We start from the raw sequence: 12,840 nt of genomic DNA on the forward strand, positions 1-12,840 counted from the left end.
TCACGTCCTTGCCAAGAAACACAATCCGCAAAAGAACGCCCTTGCTGTCCAGAACAGGCGCAAAACTGCCTTCAACACATGCGATTGTTCCGTTGTCGCACTGCATTTCGAAGCGACCATAAATGCTTTCACCGTCATTCAGTCGTTCGAAGACAGGGCCTCGTTCGCGTGCCAGATCAGGATCAAACCGGAACAGGTCATTGACGTGCATCGCTGTCAACGCGTCGGCGGTTTTGTCCAGCAGCTCTCTGAGCAGGGCATTTGACGTCAGGACATGGCCCGACAGGCTGAATTCCGCTTTGACCTGATGGCTGTCGATCGAGCTTAGGATCGCGAGGTTCATGGTTTCCTGGGTCACGTCTTTCCATTCCACGACATACCCCATTGCGGTATCTTCCGGGTCGCAAACCAGGTTGATATCGAGCGTGAAGCGCGCATCCCCAACCGCGATTGTGTCATGGAAAGGGGTCCGCCCACGCCCTTCAAGAAAGCGTTTCACATCGTCATGTGTCGTTTCGGGCATGACACGCAACAGGCTCTCTCCGATCAGGTTGTCGGGGTCAAACCCACGCGCAACTTGTTCAAAATTCCCTTCATGGGTTCGCAGCACTGCCAAGAGGGCCGGGCTACAGGATGTGATCGTCAGAGCTTCATCCGTCAGCATCAAACTGGCGGACGACCGATCAAAAGCCGTGCCTCGAAACAGGTTCTCGCGCATCTGTTCGACCCCATCGCGCAACCGGTTCGAAAAGGCGCAAAGCGACTTTGCGATGCCTCCCAACTCGTCACCTCGGGTCATGCTTGGGATGGGGGTGTCATAGTCCTCCAAAGCCACACGGTCGATCGCGTCCTTGATTCCAGACAAAGGGCGCGCAACGGTCAGCCACACGACGTAGGTCGTCGCGACCAGAGAAATCAGAAAGATCACGGCCGCGACCACCAAAGCCAAATTCTGATCTTTGCTGGCCACGTCGCGAAGCTGCTGGGCGGACCATGCAAGCGCAACCACACCAAGCACCTTGTCGTTTCCATCAGCTTGCACGGGCTGGGCGATTAGCGTCCCATCCAACGACCGCTGAACTTCGCCAGTCTCAAACGCGCGCAAGGCAAGGGCCTGCAAGTCCGGCAACACATCCGCATCGCTGCCGCCGTCAAACAACGTGTCCCTGGGTGTTGCAAAAGCGGCTGCATATCGCAGTTTTCCCTCACCTTCTGACAAAAGGCCTTCTAGCCGCCGTTCAACACCGACACGGCTATTTGCCCGGAACGACCCGACCAGCACATCCGAAGTAAACTTCGTCATGTCAGCAGCCTGATAGGCCACCGTGCTGTCGATGATCTTGTTCGAGGTCGCCATGGACAAATAGGCCAAGGCGACACCCACCAATGCACTGCTGATCGCCACAATAAGTGAGATCTTGAGGAAAATGGTGTTCAAACCCAATTTGCGAGCAATATCACGCGTCGATTTCTTCATGCACTGGCATCCTTTTGCGACACATCCACAACGTATCCAAGGCACCATAACCGCGAAGGTATTTCGCTGCAGTTAACGGCGGTCTTGTCGCGGGCTCGCAAAATTCCGGAACCTCAAAAACGTCTTGTCTATCGGGTCAACGGGCAGCGCAACATAGGCCAGCTGTTGCGGCAGTTCGCCCATGGACGGCGCGGCGCGCTGCCCCTAGAAGGGCGTCAAGATCAAGTTGAAAGGCGGCAAAACATGACGGGATGGTATGGATATTTCTTCGCGTTTTTCATGTTTTTCTTATCGCACTCGATCCCGGTGCGCCCTGCCGTCAAGGCGAGGTTGGTGTCCAGACTGGGCCAACGCGGTTTCACGATTGCCTATTCGGCCTTGTCTACCGCAATGTTGGTCTGGGTTATCGTGGCTGCAGGCCGCGCGCCCTTTATCGGGCTTTGGGATTGGGCGCTGTGGCAAAACCATGTCACGCTGACTTGCATGTTCCTGGCCTGTGTGATTGCAGCCATGGCGATCGGGCGGCCCAATCCGCTGTCATTTGGCGGAGCGCATAATGACCGGTTTGAGCCGTCCGCACCGGGGCTGGTCGGCTGGGTGCGCCATCCGCTTCTGGCGGCGCTGTTGTTGTGGGCGCTGGGGCATATGGTGCCAAACGGAAACCTTGCCCATCTCATTCTGTTCGGACTGTTTGCGGGCTTTTCGCTGCTCGGCGCAAAGATCGTTAACCGGCGCCAGAAACGGATCATGGGCGAGGCACGCTGGCACGCCCTGACCCAAACACGCCGAGAACTACGCCTCACCACCAACGGCGTGCTGCGTTTTGGAATTGGGGTCGCGGTCTATCTGACACTGATTGGCCTTCATGGGCCCGTCATCGGAGTCTCACCACTGTTCTGAAGCGCTATGCCGCGCGCCACATCGCGCGGGTTGCAGCCAAATTCCTGCCGAAAGGCGCGCGCGAATGCGCTGGCATCTGCATAGCCGACCCGCAACCCGACTTCGGCAATTGACAGACCATCCGCGATCAACATGCGTTTGGCCGCATTCAGGCGTAAACGCTTGTAGACCTGACGCGGGGTCGCCCCGAAATGCTTGTTGAAACGAAGCTCCAGATCGCGCTGGCGACAGTCAACCTTCCGCGCGAGTTCCGCGATGGTCAGCGGATTTTCGATCTGTGCCGCCATCATACGCAGGCACAGATCGACGCGCCGGTCAGACCGTATTTGGGGCGGTGCTTGGGTCGCGTGCGAACCATCCGACATGAAAAGCTGCGTGAGCTCCAAAAGCAAAGCCGTCCCGTGATCTTCGCCAATCAGCTCGCATGCCAGATCGAATGCCGCCATACCACCGCTGCAGGTGATCCGACCACCATCCCGCACCCAGCGCGCACGCTGAACATTGATGGAGGTAAACCTCTCGGCAAAGGCCTCGGTTCGGTCGAAATGAACTGTCGCCCGACGCCCATCCAAAAGCCCGGCCGCTCCCAAAAGCCAGCTACCGGTATCAATTCCAGCCATCACCTGGAAATGACCCGCAAGAGCGCGCAACATCTTGGCGGTCGCAGGTCTGGCATGGGTTTGGTGATCATAACCCGCCACGACATACAGTATGTCACCGCGTCCGATCTCGCCAAGCGGCGTCGTGGGCATGACCGGCAACCCGCTGGAAGACTGCACCGTGCGGTCACCGGGCGTGCAAATCTGCCAAGTATAAGCCGCATACCCCAACAGCGCATTCGCGGCGCGCAAGGGTTCCAGAAGGTTGGCCAGCGCAAGGTTCGAAAACTGATCGAACAGCAAAAAGCTGATGCGTTGAGTTTGCTTTTCGGTTTTTGACCATTTCTGCATGATTTTGCTTAAATCTGCACATCACGCGCGTCAATCCCGGACATCATGAATGGACACGCGAACCATTCTGCGAGGATCCCATGCCCCTGACCATGAACACCGATGTTTTCATTACCTGCGCCGTCACCGGGTCAGGCAGCACGCAGGACCGATCGCCCCATGTGCCGCGCAGCCCCAAGCAGATCGCTGACAGCGCGATTGCCGCCGCGAAAGCAGGCGCTGCCATCGTGCATTGCCATGTGCGCGACCCCGAAACTGGCACGCCCTCGCGCGACCCGAAACTCTACCGCGAAGTGACCGACCGCATCCGCGCGTCCGATGTGGATGTTGTTCTGAACCTGACCGCGGGTATGGGCGGCGACATCACGTTCGGCCCAACGGACGCGCCCATGCCGGTGAACGATGCCGGCACCGACATGATCGGCGCCACCGAACGGGTCGCCCACGTGGCCGAATGCCTGCCCGAGATCTGCACGCTGGATTGTGGCACCATGAACTTCGCCGAGGCGGATTATGTCATGACCAACACCCCCGGCATGTTGCGCGCCATGGGCAAGATGATGACCGATCTGGGCGTGAAACCCGAGATCGAAGCCTTCGACACAGGCCATCTGTGGTTCGCCAAGGAACTGGTGAAAGAAGGCGTGCTGGACAGCCCCGCCCTTGTGCAGCTGTGCATGGGTGTGCCGTGGGGCGCGCCAGACGACCTGAACACCTTCATGGCGATGGTCAACAATGTGCCCGACGACTGGACCTTCTCGGCCTTCGGGTTGGGGCGCAACCAGATGGCCTATGTCGCAGCGGCCGTGCTGGCGGGCGGCAACGTGCGCGTCGGGCTTGAGGATAACCTGTGGCTTGGCAAGGGCGAGCTTGCGACCAACGAACAGCTTGTGACCCGCGCGCGTGGCATCATCGAAGGCATGGGCGCCCGCGTGATTGGTCCCGAGGACGTGCGCGAAAAGCTGGGCCTTGTGAAAAGAGCCCCGAAATGAAGGCGGCAATCATTGGCGGCGGCGTCATCGGCGGCGGCTGGGCCGCGCGGTTCCTTCTGAACGGGTGGGACGTCGCCGTGTTCGACCCCGACCCCGAGGCTGAACGCAAGATCGGCGAGGTTCTGATCAACGCCCGCCGCGCGCTGCCGGGCCTCTACGAAACCGCGCTGCCTGCAGAGGGCAAATTGACCTATCACGACGATCTGGCCCAAGCCGTCGCAGGTGCCGATTGGGTGCAGGAAAGCGTGCCGGAGCGGCTGGACCTAAAGCACAAAGTCTTTGCAGACCTGATGCGTCTCGCGCCGGAAACGGCGATCATCGGTTCATCAACATCGGGCTTCAAACCCTCGGAACTGAACGAAAAAGGCGAGCGTGCGATTGTCGCGCATCCGTTCAACCCGGTCTACCTTCTGCCGTTGATCGAGCTTGTGGGCGACGAAGGCACCTGCACCCGTGCCGCCGACATCCTTCAGTCCATCGGCATGTACCCCCTGAAAGTGCGCAAGGAAATCGACGCCCATATTGCCGACCGCTTCCTTGAGGCGGTCTGGCGCGAGGCGCTCTGGCTAGTCAAGGACGGCATCGCAACGACCGAGGAAATCGACGAGGCGATTCGCATGGGCTTCGGCCTTCGCTGGGCGCAGATGGGCCTGTTTGAAACCTACCGCGTCGCGGGTGGCGAGGCGGGCATGAAGCACTTCATGGCCCAGTTCGGCCCCTGCCTGTCCTGGCCCTGGACCAAGCTGATGGACGTGCCGGAATTCACCGATGAACTGGTTGACCTGATCGCAGGCCAGTCGGACGCGCAATCCGGCCATATGTCGATCCGCGAATTGGAGCGGCTGCGCGACGACAACCTCGTCTCGATGCTACGCGCCCTTAAGGCCCGCGGGCCGGGATCCGGCGCAGGCCGGGTGATCCGCGAACACGAGGCGGACCTGTGGCCTACGATGACCGATACCGTTCCCCTGCGCACCGTCACCCGTGACGTGCCGGTGGACTGGACGGACTATAACGGCCACATGAACGAAGGACGCTATGGTCAGGTGTTCTCGGATGCTGCCGACCGGGTGATGGCGCATGTGGGCGCAGATGCGGATTATATCGCGTCGGGCCTCAGCTATTTCACCGCTGAAACCAACATCAAGTATATCGACGAATGCCATGCGGGCGAAACGGTCTACGTGGACACCACCGTGACCCTTGGCGAAGGCAAAAAGCTGCGCCTGTGGCACGAGATGAAGCGCACGAAGGATGGCGGGCTGCTGGCAACCTGCGATCAATTCCTGCTGCATGTGGACCTAAACACCCGCAAATCCTGCCCGCCCCGCGCCGATGTCGAAGCGCGCGTCGTAGCTTTGGCATCCTTACATGCCAACCACAGCGCATAAGGGTCGCGGGTCCGGCAACACGCTCAGCCAGCAGACGTGATGCGCGCTAGTCCAGCGTCTGGCGATAGCGTTTAAGCGCAATGGTCACGATCACCAGCATGATCACCGCGATGCCCAGCAAATCAACCGCGATATCGCTAAGATCAGCACCTTTCAGCATGACTTTGCGCACAAGGCGCAGAAAATGCGTCGCAGGAATGGCATTGCCAATTGCCTGCGCCCATCCGGGCATGGCGGCGAACGGAAACATGAAACCCGAAAGCAGAATGGTCGGGAGCAACGTGAAGAACGAGATTTGCATGGCCTGCATCTGACTGCGCGCCACCGTTGAGATTAGAAAACCAAGCGCAAGGTTCACGACGATGAACAGGTTGAAGCCGACGAAGAACGCCACTGGCGATCCGATGAAAGGCACACCGAACAGCACCCGCGCCGCGACCAGAAACACCAGCGTCTGCACATAACCCACAAGGATATAGGGGGCGATTTTACCCAGCATGACCTCCATCGGACGCACCGGTGTTGCGATCAAGGTCTCCATCGTGCCTTTTTCGCTTTCGCGCACGATCGCGACCGCCGTGATCATGATCATCGTCATCGACAAAATGACCCCCAGCAACCCCGGCACGATGTTGATCGAAGAGTTGCCTTCCGGGTTGTATTGACGGTGAACCACCACGCCGAACGGCGGCGGGCGGGCTGCGGTAAACCCAAGCGCGCCGGTCAGGGTCTGCGCCATCGCGGTGTCCACGATCCCCGACATCGCGCCTGCGGCCCCCCCAACGGCCGTCGGGTCAGAGGCATCAGCCGCAATCAGGATTTCAGGCGACAGACCGCGAACGATATCGGTTTCAAACCCCTGCGGGATCACCACGACGAAATTGGCGGTGCCGTCGCGCAGCGCACGCTCTCCTTGCGCCGGGCTTGTGACGACGCCCTCAAAATCGAAATAGGTCGAGCTTTGCATGCCCATCAGGATGGCGCGCGTGACGGGTCCTTCGTCTGCCATTTCGACCAATGTCGGCAAATGACGCGGGTCAGAGTTGATCGCATAGCCAAAGATCAGGAGCTGCATGATCGGAACGCCGATCATCATCACGAAGGTAATTCGGTCGCGCCGCATCTGCACGAATTCCTTGGACAGAACGGCCAAAAATCGGGACCACGAAAACCGCCACCTCATGCCGGACCTCCGTCGTAATTGTCCGCTGCCCCCGCCATCAGATAAATGAACGCCTCTTCCAGCTCGGCCTCTTTCAAGACCCATTTATGTGTGCCTTTGGCTTGGTTTTGTGCCGCGAGCGCCTTCAGCGCCGCTTCATCCGTGCCCGACACATGCAAGACGGCCCCAAACCGCGCCACCTGCCCGACCCCGGGGTCAGCGCGCAATGTGGCCTCAAGCGCAGTCAGGTTCGGGCCGGTCACGCGATAGGTGTGCAGTCCGATCATTTTCGGGATATCGCGCGCGGTGCCCGAGATGAGCTTTTTGCCATACGCGATATAGGCGATAAAGTCGCACTGGATGGCTTCGTCCATGTAATGGGTGGACACCAAAACGGTGACCCCTTTGGCGGACAAGCGCCGAATTTCATCCCAAAAGTCACGTCGCGCCTTGGGGTCCACGCCCGCCGTGGGTTCGTCCAGCAACAAAAGTGCCGGATCGTGGATCATGCAAGCCGCCAGCGCCAGTCGCTGCTTCCAACCGCCTGACAAGGTGCCCGCCAACTGCCCTGCCCGATTGGCAAGACCCAGATCCTCCAACGCGGCTTGCACCCGTGCGCGGCGGTCCTTGACTTGAAACATCCGTGCGATGAAGTCGAGGTTTTCACGAATGGTCAGGTCTTCATAAAGCGAAAACCTTTGGGTCATGTAGCCCACGTTTTCCTTGATCTGGTCCTGTTCGGTCAGAATGTCATAGCCAAGGCAGGTGCCGTGCCCCCCATCAGGCGTCAAAAGCCCGCACATCATGCGGATCGTTGTGGTCTTGCCCGACCCGTTCGGTCCCAGAAAGCCGTAGATCGCACCTTTCGGCACTTCCATGTCGAAGTGATCCACGACCACGCGACCACTGAAGGACTTTGTCAGATCGACCACAGATATGGCGGGCGCTTGGGTCATTGGCGGGGGCTAAGTGTCAGGGGTTGGCCCGGCAACACGCCGTCGGCATTTTCCAGAACGGCCTCGGCGCGGAACACAAGGCGGGCGCGTTCTTCGCGACTATAGATAATGGGAGGTGTATATTGCGGCGTTGTCGCCAGCCGCGTCACCCGCGCCGTCAGATTGGCGGGACAACCATTGCAGGTCACGTCAAAGACCTCTCCGGGTTGAACGCTGGCGCGATGTGCCTCGGGCACGAAGAACAAGGCTTTCAGAGCATCCGGCGGCAGGATGGACATAACGGGCGCGGCCGCGCCGACCACCTCGCCTTCTTCATAGAAAACGCGGTCAATCAACCCGCCGACCGGGGCGATCACCTCGCGATCAGCCAAAGCGGACCGGGCGTCGTCCAGCTGTGCCAGGGCGGCTTCGTGCGATGCTTCGGCGGCGATACGCTGGGCGTCGCGCGCTGGCAATTCTGCAACCTGCAACTGCGCCTCAAGCTGGGCCACACGCGCATTGGCACTCAGAACCATGGTTTGGTCTGCATCGACACGTGCCTTTGACACGGACCCACTGGCCAGCAATTGCTCGGACCGATCAAGCGTGGACTGGGCCAACCTCTGGTCAGCCCGGGCCTGATCCAGCGTCGCCCGGATCACATCAATCTCGGCCGTCCGGCTGCCTGTCGACAGGTTGTCGAGGTTGGCCTGCGCCACCGCGACTTGTGCCGTAGCGGCGCGCAGAGCCGCCTTTTGGTGCGAGGCATCAATCCTGAACAGGACATCGCCCGCCCCAACCATTTCACCTTCGTCGACCCCCATCTGCACGATCCGCCCCACAGCCGAGGGCGCGACGTAAACATAATCCGCCTCCACATAGCCGTTATAGGCGCTGACATCGGGGGATCCGAAGCCGGGGATAACGATGCTGATCAACGCAATCAGCCAGTCGGGTAGCGAGCTCATTGGGCATCTCCTTCAAGGGGGGCCAATCCCGCACACAGAATTTGCAGGTGGTTTTCAACCAATTCGTCCAGCTGCAAACCTCCGTCAGGGGCAACGCTGAAGACTTCGAACAAGATGATATGGGCGATGATCGGCCCCATCACAGATCGCGCAGTCAGCTCGGGGTCGATCGGTCGGATATGCCCCCCCTGAACCCCTTGCGCCAACAGCGCCGCGATGGCGGGCAGCGCACGAAACAGCACCTTGTCGCGAAACAAGCTTGCCAGTTGGGGCGCGATCGAGGCTTCGCGCAGGATGATCATCGGCACGGCCCGCACGGCGTCATCACTGAGCGCCTGCCCGACCTGTCGCAGAAACATCGCCAAAACAGGTCGGGGGTCGCCTTTATACCCCTGCATCGCGTCGAAAACAGATCCGGTCAACGGGGCGATGGCGCGTTCGACCAGTGCTTCCAGAATGGCATCTTTCGACGTGAAATACAGATAGACAGTGCCCTTTGAAAACCCGGCCCGACGCGCGATCTGGTCGACCGTGGTTTGAGAGAAGCCTTTTTCGGTGAACAGAGCGAGCGCTGCGTCCAAAACCTCATCCGGGCGCGCCTCGGCGCGACGGCGAAACTTTGGCTCTTTGGGTTTGAATGCTGTCATGCTTTCATTAATAACTGACTGGTCAGTTATATAAAGGGAAAAGTGTGCTGCCTTGCGTAAGCGCCTTGCCAAGCAACGCTTGCCGGCGTCGGCTACTTCTGGAAAACCGCCCAATAAACACCTGCCACCAAGACACCGCCGCCAACGATGTTGCCAAGGGTCACAAAGATGAGGTTGCGTAGAAAGCCCAACACATCATAGGCCACGATACCTTCAAACATGGCGACCGGAACCACATACATATTGGCAACCGAGTGCTCGAACCCGACGGCAACGAAGGCGGCAATGGGCAGCAAGACCGCCACAACCTTGCCCGTTACAGTGTGCGCCGCATAGCTCATCCATACCGCCAAACAGACCAGCATGTTGCACAATATGCCGCGAAAAAGCGCCTCTGTCGCTGTCAGGTCCAGCTTGGCCTGCGCCATCGCAGCGGCTGTCGTGGAAAGGTTGGCGCTGTCCAAGACCCCTGACTGCACGACAAAAGCGGCGATCATCAACGCGCCGACAAGGTTGCCCGCATACACGATCGTCCAGTTGCGCATCATCGCCGCAAGCGTGAAGTCCTGGTTGAGCCATGGCAGGACCATCAAGGTATTGCCGGTGAACAGCTCACCGCCCGCCACCAACACCAGCACAAGCCCGACCGAAAAAGCCAGTCCCCCGATCAGACGTGTCGGCCCAGCGCCAAAGGAGCTGTCGGAGATCACAAGCGTGTAAAACAGTGCGCCCAAGGCAATGAAAGCCCCTGCCATCAGTGCAAGTAAGGCAAGTTGCCGTGTGGTGTTCTGACTTTTGGCAAGGCCAATTGTGGCGACTCGTTCGGCAATCTGCGCCGGGGTTCGGGCTTCCATGTCCATATGCACCCTCTTATGTGCGCTTTGATTTGCGATGCTCTGCGGCCGCCACGTTCTGCTTCACGTTCAGAAAACTGTCAGGCGTGACAGATATCGAATCGATCCCAAAGCCGACAAGCGTGCGCGCATAGCCGGGGTCGTTGCTGGGCGCCTGACCGCAAAAGCCAACCTTCGACCCAACGGCATGCGCCTCGCGGATCACGGTTTCGATCATCCACAACACCGCAGGGTCATTTTCGCGAAACAAAGGAGCCAGCAATTCGGAATCGCGGTCAATGCCAAGGGTCAGCTGGGTCAGATCATTCGACCCGATCGAGAAACCGTCAAACCGCTTGGCAAATTCTCGCGCCAGAATGACATTCGATGGCACCTCGCACATCACATAGACCTGAAGCCCGTTCACCCCGCGTTCCAACCCGTTCTCGGCCATGACCCGCAGCACATCGTCTGCTTCAGCCGGGGTGCGGCAGAACGGGATCATCACGATGGCATTGTCAAACCCCATTTCTTCGCGCAGTCGACGAATGGCACGGCATTCAAGGGCAAACCCCTCGCGGTATTCATCCGAGTAATACCGCGAAGCACCACGGAACCCGATCATCGGGTTTTCCTCGTGCGGCTCGAACTGGCGTCCGCCCAGCAAATCGGCATATTCGTTGGTCTTGAAATCGCTCATTCGAATGATGACCGGTTTGGGATGGCACACAGCCGCGATCCGCGACAAGCCACGCGCCAGTTGATCAACGAAATATTGCGGCTTGTCGTCATACCCGCTTGTCAGCTCTTCGATGGCCTCACGCGCGGCCGCGTCCTTCAGCGCGTCAAACTTCACCAGCGCCATAGGGTGCACCTTCACGGCCGAGTTTACCACAAATTCCATCCGCGCAAGGCCAACACCCGCGACAGGCAGGCGCCACCACCGGAATGCGGCAGCCGGGTTGGCGATGTTTAACATCACGTCCGTCGTCGTGTCGGGCACTGCGTCAAGGCGTTGCTCTTCCACGCTTATTTCGGCGTGGCCTGCATAGACGAACCCATCCTCGCCCTCTGCGCAGGACACGGTGATTTCCTGTTCGTCATGCAACACATGCGTGGCATCGCCACAACCGACAATCGCGGGCAACCCCAGTTCTCGGCTGACGATAGCCGCATGAGATGTCCGGCCCCCATGATCGGTCACGATGGCCGCTGCGCGCTTCATGATCGGCACCCAATCCGGGTCGGTGGTCGAGGTCACGAGGATCGCGCCGTCGACAAAACGGTCGATATCTGCCGCCGTCTCGATCAGGCAGACCTGACCGTTGACAGCCGCCTCGCCTACGCTGAGACCCGTCAACAGCACCTCTCCCGTGCCAGACACGCTGTAGGATTTCAATGCCCCCGCTTCGACCCGCGACTGCACGGTTTCTGGGCGGGCCTGAACGATGAACAACGCGCCGCTGTTTCCATCCTTGGCCCATTCCATATCCATTGGCTGACCATAATGGTCCTCGATCGTGCGCGCATGCCGGGCGAGTTCAAGGATCTCATCATCTGACAGCACAAAAGCCGCGCGTTCTGCCTTTGAGGTGGGCACATTGCGGATATCGCCCCCGCTGGCCCCGGCATAGATCATTTTCTTTTCTTTTGCCCCAAGCCGCTTTTCAAGGATCGGGGTCAGCGAGGGGTCATCCAGAAATGGCTTGAAGGCCTGATATTCGTCCGGGTTAACGGCGCCTTGAACGACGTTTTCGCCAAGCCCCCAAGCCGCGCTGATCATCACCGTCTTATCAAAGCCGGTTTCCGTATCGATCGAGAACATGACCCCAGACCCTCCAATGTCCGAGCGCACCATCTGCTGGACCCCGACCGACAACGCCACCTTGGCGTAATCAAACCCCTTCAGCTGGCGGTATGTGATCGCACGATCGGTAAAAAGTGATGCAAAACACCGGCGACAGGCGTGCAGCAACGCCGCCTCGCCGCGAACGTTCAGGAACGTTTCCTGCTGACCGGCGAAACTCGCGTCCGGCAAATCCTCGGCAGTGGCGCTGGAACGCACGGCAACGGGCAAATCCGTGACACCAGAGCGCGCACCCAGATCGCGGTAGGCCGTGCGGATATCCGCCTCAAGATCGTCGGGTAAGTCGCCCTCAACAATGGATTTTCGGATTGCTTGCCCGGCCTCCTGCAAGGTTAGCTTCCCAGCCCCCAGCCTGTCCATCAGATCGGTGATCCGCACGCCCAGATCGTTGGCCGCCAGAAACGACCGGAATGCGTTGGCCGTGGTGGCAAAGCCCGGCGGCACCTGCACACCACGTTTGCCCAATTCTCGCACCATTTCGCCCAATGACGCGTTCTTGCCGCCGACAATGTCAACGTCTCCCCGCTTCAACTCCTCAAAGAAAACTACGGTTTGATCCTTCAGCGACATCGCAACCTCCCTGCGTCATGAATTCGCCAAAGGATAGCCGGTTTGGCTGCCTGCCGGTATGATCCGCGTCAAGGCCGGGCCAAGCGATTCGTGCCCGATGTCAGGTGGTCACCGTCCCCCGCCCAGACGCCTCGCCCATCGCGCGACG

Annotated in this window: 11 protein-coding genes; 3 read left to right on the forward strand and 8 right to left on the reverse strand. The window is 59.5% G+C overall.

The features are described from left to right. Positions 1-1,477: HAMP domain-containing protein (locus Q0864_RS11400; protein ID WP_298569518.1), on the reverse strand; the 1,477-nt coding region annotated here is incomplete at its 3' end. Positions 1,478-1,720: 243 nt separating this feature from the next. Between Q0864_RS11400 and Q0864_RS11405 the strand changes: the two genes are divergently transcribed. Beyond that, on the forward strand, positions 1,721-2,377 hold the full coding sequence (locus Q0864_RS11405; RefSeq protein WP_298569521.1) for an NnrU family protein: 657 nt from the start codon (positions 1,721-1,723) through the stop codon (positions 2,375-2,377). Here Q0864_RS11405 and Q0864_RS11410 read toward each other — a convergent pair. Continuing rightward, on the reverse strand, positions 2,341-3,327 hold the full coding sequence (locus Q0864_RS11410; RefSeq protein ID WP_298569523.1) for a GlxA family transcriptional regulator: 987 nt from the start codon (positions 3,325-3,327) through the stop codon (positions 2,341-2,343). The genes Q0864_RS11405 and Q0864_RS11410 overlap by 37 nt on opposite strands. 80 nt (positions 3,328-3,407) lie before the next feature. Here Q0864_RS11410 and Q0864_RS11415 point away from each other — a divergent pair, with 80 nt between their 5' ends. Then, positions 3,408-4,319, forward strand: coding sequence for a 3-keto-5-aminohexanoate cleavage protein (locus tag Q0864_RS11415; RefSeq protein ID WP_298569525.1), 912 nt, complete (start codon positions 3,408-3,410; stop codon positions 4,317-4,319). Further along, positions 4,316-5,710 carry a carnitine 3-dehydrogenase gene (locus tag Q0864_RS11420; RefSeq protein ID WP_298569527.1) on the forward strand — a complete coding sequence of 465 codons (1,395 nt, stop codon included), beginning with the start codon at positions 4,316-4,318 and terminating at the stop codon, positions 5,708-5,710. Before Q0864_RS11415 ends, Q0864_RS11420 begins: the two co-directional genes overlap by 4 nt. Positions 5,711-5,756: 46 nt before the next feature. On the opposite strand, the gene Q0864_RS11425 is transcribed toward Q0864_RS11420, so the two are convergent. From Q0864_RS11425 to ppsA, 6 genes are all read right to left on the reverse strand, one after another. Continuing rightward, a complete protein-coding gene (locus Q0864_RS11425) occupies positions 5,757-6,893 on the reverse strand; it encodes an ABC transporter permease (RefSeq protein WP_298569529.1) in 1,137 nt (378 codons plus the stop codon). Then, complete coding sequence (locus tag Q0864_RS11430; RefSeq protein ID WP_298569531.1) at positions 6,890-7,828, reverse strand: ABC transporter ATP-binding protein; 939 nt, start codon at positions 7,826-7,828, stop codon at positions 6,890-6,892. The genes Q0864_RS11425 and Q0864_RS11430 overlap by 4 nt, the downstream gene beginning before the upstream one ends. Next, positions 7,825-8,775, reverse strand: a complete 951-nt coding sequence (locus Q0864_RS11435; RefSeq protein WP_298569533.1) for an HlyD family efflux transporter periplasmic adaptor subunit — start codon at positions 8,773-8,775, stop codon at positions 7,825-7,827. The genes Q0864_RS11430 and Q0864_RS11435 overlap by 4 nt, the downstream gene beginning before the upstream one ends. Further along, positions 8,772-9,422 carry a TetR/AcrR family transcriptional regulator gene (locus Q0864_RS11440; RefSeq protein ID WP_298569535.1) on the reverse strand — a complete coding sequence of 217 codons (651 nt, stop codon included), beginning with the start codon at positions 9,420-9,422 and terminating at the stop codon, positions 8,772-8,774. Before Q0864_RS11440 ends, Q0864_RS11435 begins: the two co-directional genes overlap by 4 nt. Positions 9,423-9,514: 92 nt before the next feature. Continuing rightward, on the reverse strand, positions 9,515-10,276 hold the full coding sequence (locus Q0864_RS11445) for a formate/nitrite transporter family protein (protein ID WP_298569537.1): 762 nt from the start codon (positions 10,274-10,276) through the stop codon (positions 9,515-9,517). A gap of 16 nt (positions 10,277-10,292) precedes the next feature. Beyond that, positions 10,293-12,692 (reverse strand): phosphoenolpyruvate synthase, encoded by a 2,400-nt coding sequence (gene ppsA, locus Q0864_RS11450; RefSeq protein ID WP_298569538.1) that lies wholly within the window; start codon positions 12,690-12,692, stop codon positions 10,293-10,295. Positions 12,693-12,840 lie beyond the last annotated feature (148 nt).

This window comes from uncultured Aliiroseovarius sp. (genome assembly GCF_947497285.1).
In the GTDB taxonomy this organism is placed as follows: Bacteria; Pseudomonadota; Alphaproteobacteria; order Rhodobacterales; family Rhodobacteraceae; genus Aliiroseovarius.